The sequence below is a fragment of the Nocardia sp. NPDC050793 genome (genome assembly GCF_040654065.1).
GTDB lineage: Bacteria > Actinomycetota > Actinomycetes > Mycobacteriales > Mycobacteriaceae > Nocardia.
On the sequence record NZ_JBFAHG010000007.1, the window covers coordinates 119,258 to 140,611 of the forward strand.

Consider the following 21,354-nt stretch of genomic DNA (forward strand, 5'->3'; position numbering starts at 1 on the left):
AGAGTTCAGATGAGAATGCGTACTTTCGCCGTCGCGGTGCTGGCCACGTCCGCGCTGTTCGCGGTGGGCTGTGCGGAAGCCGAGAAAGCCGTGAACAAGGGCGGCGACACGCCGTGCAACGAGTTCGTCCAACAGGACGCGGACAAGCAGCGAACGACCGTCACGAAATTCCTGGAACAGGAGCGCAGCGGCCAGGAGCCGCCGGACGACCGGATGGTCGACGCGGCCATCGCCTCGATCGAATTGATGTGCACCGCGCAGGCCAATCCGGACACCCCCATCCGGAAAGCCGATCTGACCGGCATTTTCGTCCCGAAATGAGCCGGGGCGTGCCGCAAATCCGCATCGCCGCTCGCGAGAAGATCGCCCGGCCAGCGCCGGGTTTCGGGCCGAATCGAAGGGCTATCTCCCGACTATGACGTCCCTGTGGTTGAACGACGCTCGAGTTCCGGCGCGACTGCGGCTCACGCCGGGCTCGCGCTACGACATCGTCGTCATCGGCGCCGGGCTCACCGGTCTCGTCACGGCGCTGCTGCTGGCGCAGAACGGCATTCAGGTCGCGGTGGTCGAGGGCAGGCGCGTCGGGGTCGGAACGACCGGGGGCACGACCGGAAAGATCAGTCTGCTCCAGGGAACTCGCGCGCAGCACATCGCCGGACGCCACGGCATCGGCGTGCTCGCGGAGTACCTCGCCGCGAATCGCGACGGTCAGGATTGGCTGTTGCGGTTCTGCGACGCGCACGGAATCGCGTACCAGCGGAGCGCGGCGATCACCTACGCCCAGTCCGAGCGCGAAAAGCGCGCGGTACGAGCCGAATTCGACGCGACGAGGGCGGCGGGCCTGCCGACCGAGCTGCTCGGCGAGCTGGACACACCGTTCCCGTCGTACGGCGGGGTCCGGCTCGCCGAGCAGGCGCAGATCGACCCGATGACCGTGCTGGCCGCACTCGCCGCCGAGGTCGAGGCACACACCGCCCCGATCTACGAATCGACTCGCGCGCAAGGGGTGCACGGCGCCGACGGCGAGCTGGTCGTGCAGACCGAACACGGCGATCTGACCGCGGACAAGGTCGTGCTGGCCACCGGCACCCCGTTTCTGGACCGCGGCGGCTTCTTCGCGCGACTCACCGCCGAGCGTTCATATCTCGCCGCGTTCCGTACGCCCGCGCCGGTGCCGCACGACATGTACATCAGCGCGGGTCAGCCCATCCGCTCGGTGCGCTACCACCCGACGCCCGAGGGCGATCTGCTCCTGGTCGGCGGCAGCGGGCATGCGGTCGGGCGGACCGACGCCGCGGCCGCGCACGCCGACGAACTGCTGGACTGGACCGCCGCGTGGTTCCCCGGCGCGGAAGTGCTGCACCGTTGGTCGGCTCAGGACTATCACCCGGTGGGCGAATTGCCCTACGTCGGTCCATTGCTTCCTGGCCGGGACGACATCCTGGTCGGCACCGGTTATGCCAAATGGGGTCTCACCAACGGCGTGGCCGCCGCGCTCGCGCTGGCGGGCAGGATCGACGGCAAGCCGCCGTCCTGGTCCGCCACGTTCGCCACCTGGCAGCCCCCCGAACTGCGCTCGCTGCTTGCTGGCGCGCGAGCGAACACCGCTGTGGTGCAACAGCTCTCGACCGGGTGGCTGCACATGATCGGTGGCGGTGAAGCGGCCGTACCCGAGGAGGGCTGTGGCCGCGTCGAGCGCCACGGACTGGCCCCTTCCGGGATCTGCACCGTCGACGGGATCACCACCGAGGTCTCGGCCATCTGTCCGCACCTGTACGGGATTCTGCGGTGGAACGACGCGGAACGGACCTGGGACTGCCCGCTGCACGGCTCCCGCTTCGCGCCGGACGGCACCGTGCTGGAAGGGCCCGCCACCAAGCCGCTGACGCGTCGCGCTGTGCTGCGCGAGGACCTGTAGCGCCGCCACTCCGCGGGATTACGAAGTGCGCGTAGGCGGTTCGATCGAGCAGCTGCGCGAGAGTCCGTTCTTCACGAGCGCCACGATCAGTGCGGTTCGCGTAGTCCTGCGACGAGGAGCGTAACCAGTTGGCGTGCGTCGTAGCGGGGGTCGCTCTCTGCGCCGATGCAGAGGTTTCCTATGCCACGCATGAGTTGGTAGGCGTCTGTGCCAGGGCGGATTTCGCCGGTGGCGGCGGCAGCGTCGAGGAGTTGGGTACACACCGGCAGGAGGCGGTCGAGGAAGTAGGCGTGCAGCGTCTCGAAGCCGGCGCTGTCGGTCTGCAGTGCGGCCGCGAGGCCGTGCTTGGTGACCAGGAAGTCGACAAAGAGGCTGACCCACCGTTCGAGGGCAGCGTGCGGTGTCGGGCTGGTCGCCAGCAGGGCAGGCCCCGCTTCCGCGCAGGCTTCGACCTGGTGGCGGTACACGGCAATGATGAGGTCCGCTCGGGTGGGGAAGTGGCGGTAGATCGTGCCCATCCCGACGCCTGCCTTGGCGGCGATGTCACGCACCGGTGCTTCCACGCCCGAGCTGACGAAAACCGCTGCGGCCGCGTCCAGCAGGGTCTGCTGGTTGCGCCGGGCGTCCTTGCGCTTGGGTCCGGCTGCGCTTCTCGCGCTCTGGCCGCTGTCGTTCACCACCGCGCTCCTTTCGTGGTTGCAAAGCGGAACAATGCTCCGTATCGTTTGCGGAGCAACGTTCCGCTTCACTCATGATGGCAGACCAGAGGATTGTCGACCACCCCGGCCCGACTGCCGTCCCATCGAACAATGAGTGCGAAAAACTGAATGGAAGGTAGTTCCATGCCCGACTCGAGCACCGCGAATACGCAGAAGATCGCGGGTGCGGCCACCACAGTGGTTTCCGCGAAACCGGTTGTTCTGCCAGCCATGGGCCGCGGTGAGGACCTCCAGGTTCGGGTGTCCGCGCCCGCGACCGGCGGCGATCTGCCCGTCATCGTCTTCTCGCACGGCTACGGCTGGTCGATGAACGGTTACGCGCCGCTGGCGGACTTCTGGGCCGCCCACGGATTCGTGGTCGTACAACCCACCCACCTCGACTCCAGAACACTCGGGCTCCCAGCCGAGGATCCCCGCACGCCGCGGATCTGGCGCTTCCGTATCGAGGACCTCACCCGCGTACTGGACGGAATCGACGTCCTGGAGGCTTCCGTGCCAGGCCTCGCCGGGCGCATCGACCGCGACCGCATCGCCGTGGCGGGCCACTCCTGGGGAGCCCAGACGGCGAGCACGCTGCTGGGGGCGCGCGTCCTCGACGCCGACGGCGTACCGGGAGAGGACATGTCCGACCCTCGCGTCAGGGCGGGTGTGCTGCTCGCCCTGACCGGCCTCGGCGACGATCTGACCCCGTTCGCCGCCGAGCACTTCCCCTTCATGAGACCGTCCTTCGACACCATGACCACACCGGCCCTCATCGTCGCCGGAGACAACGACCAGTCCCACCTGTCCACCCGCGGACCGGACTGGTTCACCGACCCCTACACCCATAGCCCGGGAAACAAAAGCCTGCTCACGCTGCTCGACGCGGAGCACTCACTCGGCGGCATCCCCGGATACGAGGTCGCCGAGACGACGGACGAGAGTCCCGCACGTGTCGCCCTGATCCAACAGCTCACCACGGCCTTCTTGCGCAGCGCCCTCTACCCCGATGACACCGGCTGGCTGGCGGCGGCCACCGCATTGGCGGAAGACCCCAACCCGCTGGGGAAGCTGCAGAGCAAGTACGTAATCGCCGAAAAGGCAACGAAGTTCACGTAGCGCCTGGTCAGCTACGTTGGGGGAGGCGGGGTTTCGGTGCGGGGGTGCGCTCGGCACCTACCTCGTCACTGGGTGGCGACAGGCTCGGTCGCCAGTGCGTCGTCGGTCGCGATGGGGCCGTGGTCCTTCGGCGCGCGCAGGGCGATGTACAGGAACAGGACGCCCGTGACCGCGACGCCTGCCCACATGGCCTGCTGCCACCCTTCGACGAAGGACTGCTGGGCCTCGTGGACCAAGTCCCGCGCCGTCGAACCCGCACTGCTCGCGGCCTCGACGGCGTTGGCGATGCCTTCACGCGCGGTGTCCGCGGTGCCTTGCGGGATTCCGTCGAGCTTGTCGTCGATGGCGTTGCGGTAGCCGGTCGCCACCAGCGCGCCGAGCAGGGCGACGCCGAGTGCGGTGCCGAACTCACGGGTGACGTCGTTGAGTGCGGAAGCGACGCCCTGCTTCTCGCGCGGCAGAGAACTGGTGATGGCCTCCGTGGCGGGGGTCATCGACAGACCCATGCCGATGCCCATGGCGATAATGCCGGGCAGGATGGAGGCATAGCCGCCGCTCACGGAGGCGAACAGGGCCATGAGTGTCAGGCCACTACCGGCGATCGCGATGCCCGCCGACATCGTCGCGCGGGAGCCGATGCGGGCGGCCAGCTTGGGGGCCAGCCCGGAGGTGAGCATCATCGCCACGGCCATGGGCATCTGTGCCAGCGTGGACAGCACACCCGACCAGCCGAGCACGGCCTGGAAGAACGGGAATAGGACCACTGCGATTCCTGCCTGGACACCGAACACCACCAACAGCGTGATCGAGCCGCTGGCCAGGCCGCGCTCGCCGAACAAGCGCACATCCAGTAGGGGGGCGTCGCGGCGCAGCTCCCAGGCTACGAAGCCGATGGCGGCGATGAGGCCTACCGCACCGCTGATCAGCGTCTCGGGGGCGGTCCAGCCGCGCTCGGGGCCCTCCTGCAATACGAAGATCAGGCCGACCACGGTGACGACGGATATCAGCGCGCCGACGGTGTCGAAGGGGTGGACGAAGCGCTCGCGGGAGTTGGGGACCGACCGCAGCGTCATGGCCAGGGCCACGATGACCAGGGCCACGGGCAGGACGAACAGCCAGCGCCAGCTCGCGACGTCGACGAGAAGTGCGGACAGGAACATGCCCAGGATGCCGCCGCCACCAGCGACACCGGTCCACACGCCGATCGCCTTGCCCCGCTGCTGCTCGGGGAAGGTGGAGGTGATGACAGCCAGAGTGATTGGCATGATCATGGCCGCGCCGATCCCGCTGGCCACGCGTGCGGTGAGATTTACCGCGGCGTTCGGCGCCAAGCCCGCCACGACGTTCGCGACACCGAAAACGACCAGCCCCGCAATCAGCATGGGCTTGCGGCCCAACCGGTCACCGATGGCGCCGAGCGGCAGCAGCAGCGCGGCCAAGGCGAGGGTGTAGATGTTGATGATCCACAGAATGGTGTTCTGAGACGCGCCGAACTCGACGGCCAAGTGAGTCTGGGCGACATTGAGCCCGGACACCGACGCGATGACGGCCATCAGCGCGATGGAAACAGCGACCAGGATGGTGCGCAACTGACGCGCATCCGGCGTTCCCCCGCCGCTGCCGTCGACGGTTGCCGCCTGTGCGGATGGATTCGTACTCATGTGTTCCTCTCACAGCCGTTCTGGACACCCTTCGGCGACCATAACCTCACCTTGCATCAGAGGCATATGATCTTGCCTATGGCGCAAGAAGATGGTGAGTTGGACAGCCTCGTACGCAAACGCATCCGCGCGCTACGCGTGGCACAGGGCTGGTCGCTGGAGGAACTGGCTGCCCGTGCCCATCTCAGTCAGTCCACGCTCTCGCGCATCGAGAACGGTCAGCGCCGCCTCGCCCTGGATCAACTGGTCACTCTCGCCCGCGCCCTGGACACGTCCCTGGACCAGCTCGTGGAGACCGCCGCCGACGATGTCGTCACCAGCCCGATGATCGACGCGGTGCACGGGCTGATGCGCTGGGCGATAAAGGGCGAACCGGGCATGAGCGTCGTGCGTCAGCGCATGACCGAACCGCCACCGGACAATCCCGCACGCATGCGCGCACACCCCGGCCGCGAGTGGCTCGTCGTGCTGTCCGGTACCGCGATTCTCATGCTGGGCCACCGACGTTTCCGCGTCGAGACGAACCAGGCGGCCGAGTTCCCCACCATGCTCCCGCACGCCATCGGCGCCGAGGGCGGCCCGTGCGAGATCCTGGGCATCTTCGACCGCGACGCCCAACGCGGCCACCGGCGCGACGGTAGTGGCGAGCGCACCGATGACGACCGCGCGCCCGACAGCTCCTGCACGTAATCCATCGCTGCGGCCGTCGTTTGCGTGTGCAGCGCTCGCGTCGGCCACCTCGAGCGCGGACGCTCAGGATTCGGCCGGTTGGCGCTCGATCGGGCGGGCGGTGTCGAGAATGGTGTCGACCGTCTCCGCCACGGTGAGCTCCGAGGTGTCGAGCCACAGTCCGAGCCGCGGTGTGCTGTCCCGCAGTGCGGCATCGAGCGCCGCGACCGTGAACGTGTCGTAGGCGTCCTTGCCGCGGGCCGCCTCGCGGGCGGCGATCGCCTCCCGGCTCGGCGCGAGCACCACCACGTACAGCGGATCGGTGCGGATCCGGTCGACGGTGTAAGGCAGGAACTCGCCGAGCATCACGTCCTGCAGGATCGCGGTGAAACCCGCTGCGGCGTACTCGTCGGCGACCGACGCGGCGAGCCGGTGGCGCAGCCGCAGCTGATCGAGGGCGGCCGCCGACGGCTCGGGGCTCATCTCCTCGCGGCCGTTCACCACGAATCTGCGGAAGGTGTCCCCGCGCACGTGCGCCGAGCGGGGCAGGCGCTCGGCGAGCGCTTGGGCCACCGTGGATTTGCCCGCGGCTTGAATACCGGTGATCAGATAGACGGCGGAGGCCATCCGGCCATGATCGCAGACCTCAGGCGGGTTCGGCGGTAAGGGTGATGGTGGTCCAGGCGCCGACGTGGACGCGGTCGCCGCTGCGCAGCGCGACCGGCTGCTCCGCCGGGATGAGATCGTCGCTGTCGTTGAGGCTGGTTCCGTTGGTGGAGCGCAGATCTGTGACGGTGAGGCCGGTCGGGGTCAGATGTAGCAATGCGTGGGCGCGGGAGACGCCCGCGTCGGCAGGGGCGATGCCGAGATCGATGTCGGGGTGCAAGCCCTGCGAGACACTGCGCTTGCCGATCAGGATCTCGCTGCCCCGCAAGGTGATTCGGCGCGGCGGGTAGTACGCGGGGAACTCCACGCGGTCGGCGTCCGGCCCCTCGCGCGCCAGCACCCGGTCGTAGAAGGCACGGTCGGCGGTGACCGTCGCGATCCAGATCACCGGCGATGCCCGCACCGTCGCGGGCTCGGCGTCCGCCGGGGCCGCCTCGCGCGGGAACGGATCGGGTGCGGATCGATCGGGCAGCGGCGACAGGGCCGAATCGTGACCGCAGACCTCGCAGAAGCGTCCGCCGCTCGGTGCGCCGCAGGCCGGGCAGCGTGGCGCGGCCACCGTCGTCGGCGGCTCCCCGACCGGCGCTCCGCACACATCGCAGTAGTCGAGCGCGGCCGAACGGTGTCCCTCGGGGCAGGTCACCATCAGGACTCCTTGCGGACCCGCGCGGTCTTGGTGGAGCGAGCGTCCAACGCCATCTCGTCGGCGGCCTCGACGCGCGACCGCAGCCGGACGGTGCCGTTGCGCTCGTCCACCTCGACAACGCCGCGCAACAGCTTCGCGGTGCTCTCATTGCCCGATTCCGCGGCCAGCTGCACGGCGCGCCGCAATTTGGCCGTCGCGGTCTCCACGTCGCCGTTCTTGCGGGCCGCGAGACCCTCCTGCACCGCGTCGGCCAACTCGGCCTGACCGGTGTAATGCGCGACGCGCCTGCTGATCCGGGCCGACAGCTCGGTCTCGGTGGTCCACACCGCGCGCACCAGACCCTGCCCGACTACCTCGCCGCCCGCGAGCACGCTGACCCGCGCCGCGAGCTTCTCCCGGCCCGGCGCGGCGGGATCCACCCGCACCTGCACGTGATAATCACGCTCCTCCGCGCCCCACGCCCCGAGCGGATACTCCCCCACCTGCGCGCCCGCCTCGACGCGGCGGGTCGTGAGGTCCTCGATGGCGGGCGCGACCTGCTTGACGAAACGCACCGTCGCCCCGGCGGGAGTCCAGACCCGCAGCGTCAGTTCCGGAATCGCCTTCGCCATCGAGGTCTGGGTCATCGCGGCGAAATCGGCGGCCAGGTGCGCGGGATCGGCGACGATGTCGACGGTGCCGTGCAACGCCGAGGCGATGGCGCGCAATTCGTCCACCCGCCAATCGGTTCCGACGCCGCGGCAGTCGCAGGTGAACATGCCCTCGGACTGGGCGATCTCGGCGGCGAGGGATTCTGGGGATTCGTGCTCGTTCTTGCCGTCGGTCAGCAGGATGGCGTGCACCATGGCGTCTTCGTGCTTCTTGGCCAGCTGCCTGGCCAAGCCGAGCCAGGTGCCCATGGCGGTGCCGCCGTCGGGATGCAGCTTGTCGAGTTTCCTGCGCGCCGCCGCGCGCGTGGTCGCGTCCGCGGGCACCGAGGGTACGTCGGTCGGAAACACCAGGCGGGCCACGGAAGTACCCTGCACGATCGCGAAGCGGGTGCCGTCGGGCAGCGCGTCCAGCGCCGCCATGGTGGCGCGGCGGGCGCCGTCGAATTTCTTGGCATTGCCCATCGATCCCGAACAGTCGATGATCAGGATCTCCACCCGCTCCGGCGGCGGCCCTGCCGCGACGAAGCCGGCGCCGGTCTCCACGCTGACCACCGCGTCGACCGTGCCCGCGCCTTCCGCGAGGTACTCGTTCTGGTCGACGACCACCGAGATGCCGTTGTCGGCAACAGAATTCACAGTACTTCTCCTGGCTGGTCGATCAAGGATCAAGGCACCCGTGCGAGCGCGACGGTGATGTTGTCGTTGCCCCCGCTGCGCAAAGCGAATTCGACGAGGTCGCGAGCCGCACGCATCGGTTCGGCCGCCGTCGCCAGCGCGGCGAGCGCGTGCGCGTCCGGCTGGTAGTTCCACAGTCCGTCGCTGCACAGCAGGAGCAGGCCGGGACCGCGGGTGCGGAAGGCGCGCACGCAGGTGTCCGACCACGGACGATCGCCGGAGTCCGCGCCGAGCCAGCGCAACAGGGTGTGCGCCCTGGGATCCTTCATGGCGGTCTGCTCGTCCATGGCGCCCGCGTCGACCAGCGCCTGGGCCCAGGAGTCGTCGACGGTGAGCCGCTGCGAGGGCGGGATATCGGGTGCGCCGGGCGCGGGTACGAGCCAATACGCGCGGCTGTCACCGACATTCGCGACCGTGATCTCGACCGTGTCGGCGTCGTAGTCGCGCACGATCGCCGAGACGTATGTGCAGGAGGGAGCGTGGCTCTCGTCGACCGCGATATCGCGGACCGCCTGCGCCGCGGCGGCCAGTCCGGCCAGCGCGGCATCGGCGGCGTCGCGGCCTTCGGCGAGCGCGGTGAGCGCCGCGTCCACACCGGAGCGCGACGCCGTGCCGGAGGCGGCCTGCGGATCCTCGGAGGTGGAGACGCCGTCGCACACCACGATGACGACGGTCTGCGGCGCCGGATGTGCTCCACCTGGGGCGCCGTCCACCACGGCGGCGGCGACCGAGTCCTCGTTGCGCGCGTGCGCGATGCCGCGGTCGGTGGCCACGCACACCGCGCCCAGGTCGGCCTCGAAACGGTCACGCGGAGCTCGCAATTGGCCGCAGCCGCGACAGTAGCCGTCCGTGTCGTACTGCTGCGCACCGCACGCGTCGCACGGGCGCGGCGTCGCGGACTCGGATTCCGGGTGCGGCAGCGCGACCCGGCGCGCGCCCAGTTCGCGACCACAGGCTTCGCAGTACCGATCGGTGACCGAGACGCTCTCCTGGCAGTCGGGGCAGCGCGGCGAGGTACGCGGCGGTGCGGAGGGCGTCGCCAGGGGCATGGTCGGCACCGTGTCCGCCGAGGAAGTCGGAGGGGCGCTCACAGATGGGGTCACGTCGGCACTCACGGTCGAAGTCGGTCGGTCGGGTGGGGTCGGCCCGGCGCTGGGCTCGGCGGCCTGGCCGGGGTCAGCGGGCGGGCTGGGATCATCGGGTGGGCTTGGCTCGGCGGGTTCTGCGGGGCCGCCGCCCCGCTCGCGGTTCACAGCGTGGTCCTCGGGCGCATGGCGTTGGCGCGGTCGACCAACTCGAAACGGGCCCACATGTCGTCGGTTTCGCGCGCCAGGTCGCGGTAGCAGCGCTCCAATCCGGTGCGCACACCGTCTTGGTCGAGCGAGACGCCGAGCAGCGGCGCGTGATTCGTCGCTGTCCTGCCGCCGCTCAGCCAGGCCAGCGCGGCGTCGAGGACCCGCATGCGCACCTCGGCGCCGCGGCGTTTGGAGTCGAGCGCCAGCGCGTCGATCCGGCCGCCCGCATCGCGCAGCACCGACTCGTTCAGCTCGGCGGGCGCGCGCTCGGCGAGCAGGGCGTCCACCGCGGCCACGCGCGCGTCGGTGTACAGCGAGGAGGACCGGTCGACCTGGTCGAGTGCGGCGACCGCGCCGTCGCGGTCGCCCGCGCCGCGGCGTACCCGCGCCAAACCGAACACCGCGGCGGCGAAGGCGCGGTCGGTGCGCCAGACGGTGTCGTAGTAACGCGCCGCGGCGGGGACGTCGGCCCCGAGTTCGGCTATCGCGGCCAGCGCGAGCTTGGGCGCCGGTTCACCGGGTAGCGCGGCGTAGACGGCCTCGAATTCGGCGCGGGCCGCGGCGAAATCACCGGCGAGCAGGCCGGCCTGTGCGCGATACCAGGCCAGCCGCCAGTCGCCGGGCAGTTGCTCGGCGAGCTCGGTGAGCCTGCGCTCGGCCTGCGCCGGGTCGCCGACGTCGAGGGCGGCGCGCACCAGGCGAAGCGGGATCTCCACCGATTCCGCGCGGCCGGTGACCACCGAACGCAGACCGTCGGCGAAGGCGCGCTCCAGTTCCTCCGGCGTCGTCCCCGCCGTGGTCGCGAGCAGCGCGGCGCCGCTGTCGCTCGGATCGACCAGCGGCACCGGAAGACCGGCGACGACGTCCTCGGGCTTCACCACCGTGCCGACGCCGAACACCGCGCGCGGCGGCCCGAAATACGCCGACATGCCCGGGCGTGGCGACCCGTCGTCGGCGCTGAGCACCTCGCGCAGCACGCCGGTCAGCTGATCGGTCACCTCCTCCATCGAGGCGAACCTGGACTCGGGATCGGCGTCGGTGGCCCGCAGCAGGAACCGGTACAGCGAGTCGTAGCGGGCGAGCAGGGGTTCGGCGTCCGGTCCCGGCAGCGCGCCGAAATGCCCGTCCTCCTGCGGGATATGCATGATCAGCACGGCCAGCGTGCGGCCGACGCTGTACACCTCGGTCGCGACGGTCGGCCCCGTGGTCGCGATCTCCGGCGCCTGATAGCCGATCGTGCCGTAGATGGCGCTGTCCTGATCGTCCATCGCGATCACCGCGCCGAGATCGATGAGCTTGAGTTGCTCGTCGGTCTGCATCACGTTGTCGGGCTTGAAGTCGCAGTAGGCGAGCCCGAGCGAGTGCAAGTGTCCGAGTGCGGGCAGCATCTCCAGAATGTAGGCGATGGCCTGCGGCACGGGCAGGTAGCCGCCGTCGGTGTCGCGCCGGTTGCGCAGGATCTGCTTCAACGACGTGCCGCCGACGAACTCCATGACGATGTAGCCCACGGCGACGCCGTCCGGTCCGGCGTGCTCCACGAAGTTGAAGATCTTGACGATGCTCGGATGCTCGACCTCGGCCAGGAATCGCTTCTCGGCGACGGCCGCCGCCATGGCGTCCAGGTCGCCGGAATTGAGCAGACCCTTGAGCACCACCCAGCGATTACCGACATTGCGGTCGGTGGCCAGGTAGATCCAGCCCAAGCCGCCGTGCGCCAGGCAACCGACCACCTCGTACTGGCCGCCGACCAGATCGCCCGCGGAGAGCTTGGGCGCGAAGGAGAATCGGGTGCCGCAGTTCGGGCAGAAGCCCTCGGTGCGGCCGGGTGCACCCTCGCGTCCTCGGCCCACCGGGCGCTCGCACGCACCGCAGAAGCGCTTCGGCTCGGCGACCATCGGATCGGCCAGAATCGCCGAACTCGGGTGGATCCGCGGCACGCGCGGCACCTCGACCAATCCGGCGCCGAGCCGTCCGCGCGCACTGGGCTTCGACGACGTGGAGCGGCCGGTGCGCACCGAGCGGGCGGAGCCCCTTGTGCCCGGTCCGGTGGTTCGGGCCGAGTCGGCGACGGTTCCGGCCGACGTGGGCGCGGTACCGCAGGTGTCGCAGTAGCCGCCGGATATGGTTCCGTCGCAGCCTGGTTCGGCGCAGGCGTCGGTGCGCGCGGCCGATGACTCGGCCGCCTCCGGCGGGGTGGTCTCCGGCCCTGTCGTCTTCGGCGCTGCCTTCGGTACGGTCGTATACGGCGCGGTCGCAGCAGGTGCGGTGCCGCACACCGTGCAATAACCGTCCTCGACCGCCCCGTCGCAGCCGGGTTCGGTGCAGGTCATGATCTCCTCCCCGATCTCTCCGCGATGAGCCGCTGGTAGTCGGCGATCGCGCGGGTGGCCGCCGCGAGATCGCACGGGCGATGCGACAGCAGTTCGATCGCGCTCTTCTCCTGCGCCGCGAGCGCGTCGTCCGCGCCGATACCCAACCTGGTGGCCTTTGCCCGGTAGGCGGCGAGCCGCCCGCGCAGCTCGGCGCGGCGGTCGAGCAAGCCTTGTGCGAGCTCTGCCGCGCTCGCGGCCGTGGCGCTCGCCGCGGCGATCCGGCGGCGCAGCTCGTGCAACGCCGCGGCCGCGCCGGGCGTAGCGGCGAGGTCGGTCAATTCGGCGCCGAGCGTCCGGTGCGCCGCGTCGGGCACGGGCAACGGGCCGGTGCGGATCTTTCGCTCGGCTTCCGCACGCGCGCGTTCGGCCCGCGTCTCCGTTTCGGCGAGCACGGTCAGCCGATCGCGGGTCGCCGCCACGGCGGCATCCCAGTTCGCGGTGATCGACGTCAGCTCGGCGAGCAGGTCGGCCGCACGATCGAGGCGGGTGCCGATCTCGGCTAGGCGGGCGTCGATCTCGGGCGGTGTCAGCGCCAGCGGATCGGTGGCGGATCGGCGCAACAGCTCGCCGATCGCCTCCCCGATATCCCGCAGTTCCGGCGTGACGGCGCCCGCGCGGTCCAGCCGAGCCTGCAGCGGCGCGAGCCCGGACATCACCCTGTCGTTGACAGCGCCGACCTCGTCGAGGAAGGCGGCGATCCGGGGAAAGGTCGCGCGCATGCGATCCACCGTGTCGGCCAAGCCGACGAACAGCACCCGCTCGCCGGGGCCGGTGAGCGAGCGCTGCGCCAACGGAATCGGTGTTCGCGAGGCCTCGTGTGGCCGCCCGTGCAGCAGCCGGGTCAGCTCGGCGCGCGCGTCCGCGTCCAACCGGGATCGGGCGCCGCGCACGGTGCGCGCCGCATCCAGGATGGCCTGCAACCGGGCCAGGTCCTGCCACATCAGGTCGAATTCGGCGCGGATCGGCGTCCACCGGCGTTCGGTGAGCCCCGCGGGCGGGAAGCGGCGCAGCAGGGTCAGGCCAGGGTGGCGGTCCAATTCCAGCAACGTGGCGGTGATCGCGTCGAATTGGGTAGTGCGGGAGGCCAGTTCGCGGTCGATCTCGGCGAGGGAAAGCGGCTGCATGGTCGCCCGGATCACGCGGTGTACCGGGTTTCCGGCGGGCCGGGTGATGGACCGAGAACGCTCAGGTGCGCGGCGTAGATCCGCTGCCAGGTGCCGTCCGAGCGAATGCGTTCGAGCACCGCGTTGACGAAGCGCACCAGCTCCGGTGCACCCTTGGCCATTCCGATGGCGTATGCGCCGGTTCCGATGGGTTCGCCGATCACTTCGAGATTCCGGTCCTGCGCGACCAAACCGTACAGAATGGGGTCGTCGGCGCTGATCGCGTCCACGTGGCCCTGTTGCAGCGCGGCCAGACAGTCGGTCCAGTTGGTCACGCCGAAGACGGTGAGCCGCTTGGGCAGCGCGAACAGCGGGCCGGACGCGGTGGTGCCCCTGGCGACGCACACTCGCTTGCCACCGAGATCGGCGCTGGACCGGATACCGGAGTTCTTGGGCGCGAGAATGCGCTGCGCCGCACGGTAATAGACCGCGGAGAAGTCCACGTCGCGGCGGCGTTCGCAGGTGGCGGAGAAGGTGCGCACGATCAGGTCGACCTTGTGGTCACGCAGTGCGGAGATGCGCTCCTCGGCGGTCACCGAGCGCAGTTCGATCCGGTTGGGGTCGCCGAACAGCGCCCTGGCGAGCTCCCTCGCGATGTCGATGTCGAAGCCCTCGAGCTCGTTGGTTGTCGGGTTGCGGAAACCGAACAGGTAGGTGTTCTGGTCGACGCCGACCCGGACCCGGCCGTTGGCCACGATCGCGGCCATCGGCGAACCCGCGGGCATCGCGCCCGGCGGCGGCAGCGGCCCCGGTCGCAGGCTGGCCTCGGCGTCGCACTCGTTCTCGGCCTGCCCCGGCGTGGTGATCGCGGCGAACTCGGGCGGAGCCGGATTCACCGCCGCGGCGGGCGGCGTCGCGGGCACGGAAGCGTCTGTGCTGCACGCCGTGAGCAGCGGCCCGACCGCGACAAGGGCGACGACCAGCGCGCACAGTCGTCTTCTCACAGGAACTCCTTCAGCCGGGGCCACAGCCCGACGACCGCGGCGCCCGCCGCGAACAGCATCAGCAGCAGGACCCCGGAGGGGCTCGAGGCCAGCGCGTCACCCGCGGCGTCCACACCGCCGCGCAGGTCGCTGCGCACCTGCTGCACGTCCGCGCGCAGCGATTCGTCGAGTTCGGCGAATCGGGTCGCCGAGGTCTCCGGTCCGGCGCCGATGGCCTGATTCACGGCCGCCGGATAGTCGGCCGCCTGGTAGGCCGCGAGCTGACGGCGGTGACCGGCGGTCCAGCCCTCGAAGCGCACGGCGGCGGGCGAATCCGCGCCGGTGACCTGCGAGAGACGGTCGCGCAGCGCAGCGGTGTGGCGGGTGAACGTCTCCTCCCCCGCCGCGATATCGCCGCGGGTGACCAGCTGCAACGTCTCGGCCGTGCGTGCCTGCTGCGCCAGAATCCTTGCCTCGGCGAGGGTTTGGAAGCGGACCGCCGCACCCTCCCGGCCGGTCTCCAATGCCGTCGCGGCCACCGCGGTCGCGAGCACGGTCCACAGCAGCGCGACACCGGTCGCGGCCGCCGCGGCAACGAGTCCCGGATTGACCCGCCGGTTGGTCCGGCGCAACAGCATGAAAGAGCCTGCGCCGCAGGCGATCAGCACCAGCAGGAGCGTCGTGATGGTGGTGAACGGCAACGCGCCGATCGCCCGCTGGTCCTCGTGCACGGCGGCGAAGCGCAGCGAACTGAGCTCTTCGGCGTTCTTCAGCAATGAGTCCTGCATGATGTCGGAGGCCTCGCGCAGGTAGGCCGAGCCGACCGGGAAGCCCTGCCGGTTGTTCGCCCGCGCGGTCTCGACGAGCCCCGTGTACGCGGGCAATTCGGCGCTGATGGCTGCCACGATGCGGCGGGTCCGCTCGTCGGAGGCGCCCGCGGTGGCCTGGGCCAGCGCGTCGGCCGCGTCGGCGAGCGCCTGCTGGTAGCGGGCGCGCACCTGCGGTGTCTCGATACCGCCGGTCAGGAAGGCCTCTGCCGCGGCAGCGTCGGCCGCCGAGAGCGAGACGTACAAATTCTGCGCCGCGTAAGCCAGTGGCTCGGTGCCCGCGAGAGTGGCATCGCGCCGATCGATCTTCCCGCTCAGCTGGTTCGCTCCGGTGAAGGCCGCCAGCAGGCACAGCGTGACCATCACCAGCGCGAGCGCACCGATCAGACCCGGTGTCGTACGCGCGAAGCGGCGCACCCACGCCGCACCGTCGCGCGCGGTCGCCGGAAGGCGAGGTCCCACACCGTCCCCCCTTCTTCTACCCGGCCGGTGTCTCCGCACGCGATAGTACGGTAGGCCGCTGCGTTGCGCTCCCCCTTGCTTTTCCGGTCTCGCGATCGCACAGCAACGATCGCCGAGCGGACGCCTCCGGTGGATCTCAGTTGTCGCCGCCGAGCGCGCGGAAACTCAGATAACTCGGACTGCCGGGACGCAGCAGAATGCGTTGTCCCGCGATCTGCCGCTGCTTCCACGGCGGAATCAGGTGGCGCGGAGAACTGGTGCGGCTCACCGATACTCGCAGCCGGTGCCCGGCGCGGAGCAGGGCCTCGGTGGGGTTGATCTCGATGTCGATCTCGAAGGGGCGGCCCGGTTCGAGCGGTTGCGCGGAATCGGCGGTCATGGGGTGCATGGCGAACAGCAGTTCGCCCTCGGCGTAGTAACTGTCGGCGGAATCGATCGCGCGCAGCGTGGAAAGCAGGGCGCCGCGGGTGAGCGGCACCGACGCACCGTCGGGCCGCACGTCGCACACGATGACCGACCAGAAGGCGTCGGCGCCGTCGGCCGCCGCGACCAGGTGCAGATTCATCGGACCGGAGAGCACGGTGTCGGTGGTGAACGGCGCGCTGGTGAAGGTGAGCGCGGTGGCCTCGCTGCGCCGGTCGTCGTTGCCGAATCGGTCGCCGAACAGCAGCGCGACGCCCATCGTCATCACCGCGGTGTTGTTGGAGGCCGCGCTGACCCGGCCGGTCGGCACCGGCAGCGGGAGTTCGGCATCCGTTGGCGCGGAGGACAATCCACCGTCGAGTGCGGCGTGCCCCGCGGTGCCGCTCGGCACGTCGGTCAGGTAGAGCCTGTGAACGCGCGTCGCGGGGTCGGGGAACTCGGCGCGCTGCACCCACCGCCCGTCGCCCTGCCTGCGCAAGGTGACCGGTCCGTACTCGTCGATACCGTTGTCGATGCCCTTGACCCAGCGGTCGAAGAACGCGCATTGGAGTTCGTCGAGCGCCTGCGGGTTGCCCGGATCGCCGAACCCCGAGCCGGGCGTGAGGTGGTAGGAGTCGTCCACCAGCACCTGCTTGGCTCCCGGCGCGACGGGAATGCGGTCGTAGATGCGGAAATTCGAGCGGTTGTAGACGTCGTGCCAGCCGCCGTGGATCCAGGTGGGCACGTCGATCTCCTCGAAATGGGCCAGCCGGGCCGCCCATTCCGGATTGAGGTAGCCGTCGGGGTGGCCGATGTCGAGGGCGATCCGCAGCGCCTTGCGCACCCAGTCCGAGCTCGCGGTGACGCGATCGCGCAGATAGTTGCCCAGCTGTCCGTTGCGGACCAGGCCGGGCAGCGCGGGAATGCGACCGGCTCCGTGCACGAACAGGATCCACGCGATCATGCCCGGGGTGGGGACTCCGCCGGTGAGCCCGAGTTCGCGGACCGGGTTCTCTCCCGCCTCGATGGCGAACACCGCCGTGAGGCCCTCCGGGCGCAGGCCCGCCGTGATGAGCGCCGAGATCGCGCCGTAGGACAGCCCCGTCAGCGCGACGCGCCCGTCGCACCATGGCTGTGCGCGTACCCACTCGAGCACCTCGAGGTAGTCGCGCTGTTCGCGAGGGCCGAAGAAGTCCCAGGTGCCGGTGGAACTTCCGGTGCCGCGCACGTCGACCATCAACCCCACGTACCCGCGCGACACGGCGGTGCGGTTGATCGCGAACGGTTCCATGACCCCGCCGGCCGGGGTCCGCAGCACATCCCGTGCGGTCATCCTGTCGCGATCGGACGGTGCGATGCGCCGGGTCAGCGCGCGCAGCGCCCGATTCGCCCGCATGCCGTGCCGGTTGAGCATCGTGTTGTAGGCGGTGAAGTTGATCAGCGCAGGGAGCGGTTCGGCGGTCGGCCCCGACCGGTCGCCGGGACGCAGGACGTCGGCGCTGAGCACCGCGCCGTCCGACATCGGGATCGGAACCGTCGCGGACCCGTGCAGTTTCGGATAGCGCACCGGCCCGATGTCGAAGCGTGCGTCCGGCGGTGTGCCGGTGGCGCCGATCAGCGGCTCGACCATGGCGAATCCTCTCCGAGGTTCGTGGCGAAATGATTGGGCACGGCGGGAGGGAAGGCGAAAGTGGGGCCTATGGTGCGCGCAGCACGCCCGGCTTGTCGACATACCGCTGCATCGCCCAGTTCAGACCGCGCATGGCGAGGTTGTAGGAGGGCGGGAAATAGCGCTGGGCCCAGTGCCCGATCCGGATGTCGTGCGAGGTGTAGATCAGATACCGGTTCCGCTCCACCCCTCGCACAATGGTTTTCGCGGCCCGTTCAGGCGTGACGGCGTGCCGCAGGAACAGCTTCAGTCCCGCTTGCACCGCTTCGGCGTCGCGGTCGACGCCGGCGATGTCCACCCGGTTGACCATCGGCGTCGACATCGCGCCAGGACACACCAGGCTGACGCCGATCCGATGCCTGCGCAGGTCGAAGCGCAGCACCTCCGAGACGCCGCGCAGCCCGAATTTGCTTGCGCTGTACGGCGCGTGCCACGGCAGACCGAACAGGCCGGCGGCCGAGGACACGTTGACCAGGTGCCCACCGCGTCCCGCGTCGATCATCGGCGGCAGGAACTCCTCGATGACGTGGATCGGTCCCATCAGGTCGATATCGATGGTCCGCCGCCACTGGTCATGGGTGAGCCGGTCGACGGTCCCCCAGGTGGCGATGCCCGCCACGTTCATCACGATGTCGACGCTGCCGATCGCGTCGTGCGCCTTCGCAGCCAGCGCGGCGACCGCGGCGTGATCGCTGACGTCCAGCGCCTCGGCCAAGTGCACGGTGGCGCCGGCGTCGCGCAACTCACCCGCGGTGCGTTGCAGGCCCGCGTCATCGATGTCGGTGAGGATCAATGACGCGCCCTTCGCCGCGACCGCACGGGCGGTGTCTCGGCCGAGGCCGCTGGCCGCACCGGTGATCAGGCAACTCTTGCCGTCGAACTTCGTCATGGCTAGACCATAAGGGTCGGTGAACATGGTTGTCTATCAATCGGCCGCGATGTGTCCCAGACGGAATCGTTCGATGCGGGGCGCGCGGGGTCGAAATGGGCGTCGGGTGAGTGTCGGCTACCCGGTCGACGCGGAACGTACGCCCCGCAGGCCACCCCTTCTGCCTCACCACCTACAACTGACCGCGACCCTCTGAAGGCCCTTCCGCTCGAGGATTTTCGTAGAGCAGCAGGTCGACGACGCGCAGGATTCGGTCCACGTCGAAGCGGTGTGGGTCGGCCAGCATCTGGCGGGCCACGGTTTGGACTGCGCCCTGCACGATCTCGACGAAGACGTCGAGGTCCACTTCGTCGGTGTGCTCGTCGGCGGGTCTGCTGTCCAGCCAGTCGCCGAGCAGCCGTCGCAGCGGCGCGCGGAGCTCGTCGCGCGCCCGCTCGATCGGCGGGCGCAACGCGACGGGTACACCGTCGATCGGGTAGTACACCAGCCGCCAGCTGTCGGGGACGGATCGGAGATCGCTCAGAAAGCGGGTCAGTCCAGCGAGCAGAGCCGCCTTGGGATCGGTTGGCGCGGTGTCGCGCTCGGCCACGGACGAGGTGGCGGCGATCATGCGGGCGGTCTCGCGCGCGATGAGATCGCGGAGCAGGTCGTCGCGGTTGGCGTACAGGTCGTACACCACCGGCCGGGTCACCCCGCCGCGCTCGGCTACCGCGGCGATCGTGACGTCCGCGAATCCGGATGTGGCGAGGATGCGTAATGCCGTGTCGAGCAACTGTTCTCGCCGATCTGCGGGCTGCAGGCGCTTGGCGTATCTGCGGCGCGGCCGGGCGGCGTCGCTACCGGCCCGCGCCACCGGCCACCTCCACGATGCCCGCGGCGGCCACCGCCCGGCGCGCCATCCAGCGTAAGGTCGCGGCGACCGCCTCGCGGCGCTGCGCACCCCCTTCGGCGAGCACCAGGCGGGCGGCGGTCTCGCTCGTGCTGATGGCGGTGTAGCTGACGAGTTCGGCGTCCACCTCCCGCTCGCCCATGGCGGCGATCAGGCGGATCATGGCTTCGGAGCGCTCGCGCAACACCGCTCGGCCCCGCGCCACCCTTTCGTGTGCCACCGGCGGCAGCGCCCGGTCTCGCATCAGCACGAAACGCCACGTGTCCGGTGCGGCGAGCACCACGTCCAGGAACAGGTCCGTGGCCTCGGCCGCGACCTCGGCGGGATCGGCTCCCGGCCGTATTTCGGGGATGGTCGCGGTCGCCATGGCGAGCGCGCGTTCTTCCTCCCGGTCCAGCAGGGCGGTGAAAAGTCCGTCCCGGTCACCGAATTCGGCATAGAGCGCGGGCCTGGTCAGGCCCGCGGCTCGGGCGACCGCGTGCATGCTCGTCTGGGCGTAGCCCTCGCGGAGAATGAGATCGCGTGCCGCGTCGAGGATCTGGTCGCGTCGCGCTGACACCTTCGCCTCCATCGTGGTCGGTCGTCGAGCGTCAGCACTCCCCCAGCGAACTGGTCACCCGCTTGAAACAGTGTACGCAGCCGGGGGTCCACCGGGGCGTGTCACGCTGGAATGCGACCTCGCCGCCGTTCGGTTTGTCCACGGAGGCAATCAGTTTCGTTGAATCCTACGGTGTCGCCGGTGCCACGGAGGTAAATTGACGTCGTTGTATTCGAGTGTGACGCAGACTACTTCCGATCGGTAGAAGTGCTGACAGTCATAGGCAATCGCGACATCGGGCTACCCAGAAGCGTCGGGTGTCGGCGACCCGCGCCGAGGCGGATCGGCGCGTGCGCAACGGGGGATGCAGGGAGGAACGATGAAGGAGTCGACACCGGTCGACGACGGGGGCGCGATCCGGATCGCTCGGGAAAATGTCGGCGCCACAGCGGTTTCCAGCGTGCGCACCTTCGGCCGTGCGGTCGATCTCGGCATCGAGTCGGTGCGCGGCGCGGTCTCCGATCTGATCGGCCTGCGGTTCCAATGGCAGGAGATGCTGCGCCAGGCCTGGTATCTGGTGACCGTGACGGCTCTGCCCGCGGTGCTGATGGCGGTGCCGTTCGGTGTGGTGGTCTCGGTGCAGGTGGGCAACCTGATCCACCAACTCGGCGCCGACTCGATGATCGGCGCGGCGGGCGGCCTCGGCGTGATCCAGCAGGGCGCGCCGATCGCGACCGGATTGCTGCTCGGCGGGGCGGGCGCCTCTGCTATCGCCGCCGACCTCGGCGCGCGGACCGTGCGCGAGGAGATCGACGCGTTGCGCACCATGGGAATCAGTCCCGTGCACCGGCTCGTCATCCCCCGGGTGGCGGCGATGCTGTTCGTCGCGCCCCTGCTGAACGTGCTCATCATCTTCGTCGGCGTGGTGTCCGGTTACGCGGTGGCGATCAGCGCGCAGAACGTGACGCCGGGCAGCTACTGGGCAACGTTCGGCTCCTTCGCGGTCGTCGCCGATGTGTGGATCTCGCTGGCCAAGGCCATGTTGTTCGGCTTCCTGGTGGTGATCATCGCCTGTCAGCGCGGGCTGGAGGCCACGGGCGGTCCGCGCGGCGTCGCCGACGGCGTCAACGCCGCCGTGGTGATCTCGGTGGCGTCGATCATCGTGGTGAACCTGGTGATCACCCAGATCGTGACGATGTTCCTGCCGTTGCGGGTGGCCTGAG

19 protein-coding genes are annotated in these 21,354 nt (G+C 69.9%); 5 read left to right on the plus strand and 14 right to left on the minus strand.

Annotated elements, in window-relative coordinates:
• Positions 1–9 precede the first annotated feature (9 nt).
• A complete protein-coding gene (locus tag AB0H50_RS23670; RefSeq protein ID WP_357456469.1) occupies positions 10–321 on the plus strand; it encodes a hypothetical protein in 312 nt (103 codons plus the stop codon).
• A gap of 94 nt (positions 322–415) precedes the next feature.
• Entirely contained in the window at positions 416–1,918 is a 1,503-nt protein-coding gene (locus AB0H50_RS23675) for an FAD-dependent oxidoreductase (RefSeq protein ID WP_357456472.1), read from the plus strand.
• 86 nt (positions 1,919–2,004) lie between these two features.
• On the opposite strand, the gene AB0H50_RS23680 is transcribed toward AB0H50_RS23675, so the two are convergent.
• Positions 2,005–2,595 (minus strand): TetR/AcrR family transcriptional regulator, encoded by a 591-nt coding sequence (locus AB0H50_RS23680; protein WP_357456475.1) that lies wholly within the window; start codon positions 2,593–2,595, stop codon positions 2,005–2,007.
• 165 nt (positions 2,596–2,760) lie between these two features.
• Between AB0H50_RS23680 and AB0H50_RS23685 the strand changes: the two genes are divergently transcribed.
• Entirely contained in the window at positions 2,761–3,735 is a 975-nt protein-coding gene (locus tag AB0H50_RS23685) for a chlorophyllase (RefSeq protein ID WP_357456478.1), read from the plus strand.
• Between the two features lie 65 nt (positions 3,736–3,800).
• Here the strand turns inward: AB0H50_RS23685 and AB0H50_RS23690 are convergent, their stop codons facing one another.
• The gene (locus AB0H50_RS23690; protein WP_357456481.1) at positions 3,801–5,396 is read right to left on the minus strand and encodes an MFS transporter; all 1,596 of its coding nucleotides are present in this window, start codon (positions 5,394–5,396) and stop codon (positions 3,801–3,803) included.
• 78 nt (positions 5,397–5,474) lie between these two features.
• Between AB0H50_RS23690 and AB0H50_RS23695 the strand changes: the two genes are divergently transcribed.
• Positions 5,475–6,086 (plus strand): XRE family transcriptional regulator, encoded by a 612-nt coding sequence (locus AB0H50_RS23695; protein ID WP_357456484.1) that lies wholly within the window; start codon positions 5,475–5,477, stop codon positions 6,084–6,086.
• Between the two features lie 63 nt (positions 6,087–6,149).
• Here AB0H50_RS23695 and AB0H50_RS23700 read toward each other — a convergent pair whose 3' ends face one another.
• The 12 genes from AB0H50_RS23700 to AB0H50_RS23755 form a co-directional block, all read right to left on the minus strand.
• The gene (locus tag AB0H50_RS23700) at positions 6,150–6,692 is read right to left on the minus strand and encodes an AAA family ATPase (protein WP_357456487.1); all 543 of its coding nucleotides are present in this window, start codon (positions 6,690–6,692) and stop codon (positions 6,150–6,152) included.
• A 19-nt stretch (positions 6,693–6,711) separates the two neighbouring features.
• A complete protein-coding gene (locus tag AB0H50_RS23705) occupies positions 6,712–7,377 on the minus strand; it encodes an FHA domain-containing protein (RefSeq protein WP_357456488.1) in 666 nt (221 codons plus the stop codon).
• Positions 7,377–8,663 (minus strand): VWA domain-containing protein, encoded by a 1,287-nt coding sequence (locus tag AB0H50_RS23710; protein ID WP_357456491.1) that lies wholly within the window; start codon positions 8,661–8,663, stop codon positions 7,377–7,379. Before AB0H50_RS23710 ends, AB0H50_RS23705 begins: the two co-directional genes overlap by 1 nt.
• 29 nt (positions 8,664–8,692) lie before the next feature.
• Positions 8,693–9,751, minus strand: a complete 1,059-nt coding sequence (locus tag AB0H50_RS23715) for a phosphatase (protein WP_357456494.1) — start codon at positions 9,749–9,751, stop codon at positions 8,693–8,695.
• A 200-nt stretch (positions 9,752–9,951) separates the two neighbouring features.
• Positions 9,952–12,327 carry a tetratricopeptide repeat protein gene (locus AB0H50_RS23720; RefSeq protein WP_357456497.1) on the minus strand — a complete coding sequence of 792 codons (2,376 nt, stop codon included), beginning with the start codon at positions 12,325–12,327 and terminating at the stop codon, positions 9,952–9,954.
• On the minus strand, positions 12,324–13,508 hold the full coding sequence (locus AB0H50_RS23725) for a hypothetical protein (protein WP_357456500.1): 1,185 nt from the start codon (positions 13,506–13,508) through the stop codon (positions 12,324–12,326). Before AB0H50_RS23725 ends, AB0H50_RS23720 begins: the two co-directional genes overlap by 4 nt.
• The gene (locus AB0H50_RS23730) at positions 13,505–14,476 is read right to left on the minus strand and encodes a glutamate ABC transporter substrate-binding protein (protein WP_357456502.1); all 972 of its coding nucleotides are present in this window, start codon (positions 14,474–14,476) and stop codon (positions 13,505–13,507) included. The genes AB0H50_RS23725 and AB0H50_RS23730 overlap by 4 nt, the downstream gene beginning before the upstream one ends.
• Positions 14,473–15,744 carry a hypothetical protein gene (locus tag AB0H50_RS23735; protein ID WP_357456504.1) on the minus strand — a complete coding sequence of 424 codons (1,272 nt, stop codon included), beginning with the start codon at positions 15,742–15,744 and terminating at the stop codon, positions 14,473–14,475. The genes AB0H50_RS23730 and AB0H50_RS23735 overlap by 4 nt, the downstream gene beginning before the upstream one ends.
• 136 nt (positions 15,745–15,880) lie before the next feature.
• Entirely contained in the window at positions 15,881–17,776 is a 1,896-nt protein-coding gene (locus AB0H50_RS23740; RefSeq protein WP_357456507.1) for a CocE/NonD family hydrolase, read from the minus strand.
• A gap of 67 nt (positions 17,777–17,843) precedes the next feature.
• Positions 17,844–18,704 carry an SDR family oxidoreductase gene (locus tag AB0H50_RS23745; protein WP_357456510.1) on the minus strand — a complete coding sequence of 287 codons (861 nt, stop codon included), beginning with the start codon at positions 18,702–18,704 and terminating at the stop codon, positions 17,844–17,846.
• A 172-nt stretch (positions 18,705–18,876) separates the two neighbouring features.
• Positions 18,877–19,557 carry a TetR/AcrR family transcriptional regulator gene (locus tag AB0H50_RS23750; protein ID WP_357456513.1) on the minus strand — a complete coding sequence of 227 codons (681 nt, stop codon included), beginning with the start codon at positions 19,555–19,557 and terminating at the stop codon, positions 18,877–18,879.
• Positions 19,541–20,152: a helix-turn-helix domain-containing protein gene (locus AB0H50_RS23755; RefSeq protein ID WP_357456515.1), complete on the minus strand. Its 612-nt coding sequence runs from the start codon at positions 20,150–20,152 to the stop codon at positions 19,541–19,543. The genes AB0H50_RS23750 and AB0H50_RS23755 overlap by 17 nt, the downstream gene beginning before the upstream one ends.
• A 358-nt stretch (positions 20,153–20,510) precedes the next feature.
• Here AB0H50_RS23755 and AB0H50_RS23760 point away from each other — a divergent pair, with 358 nt between their 5' ends.
• Positions 20,511–21,353: an ABC transporter permease gene (locus tag AB0H50_RS23760; RefSeq protein ID WP_357456517.1), complete on the plus strand. Its 843-nt coding sequence runs from the start codon at positions 20,511–20,513 to the stop codon at positions 21,351–21,353.
• Position 21,354 lies beyond the last annotated feature (1 nt).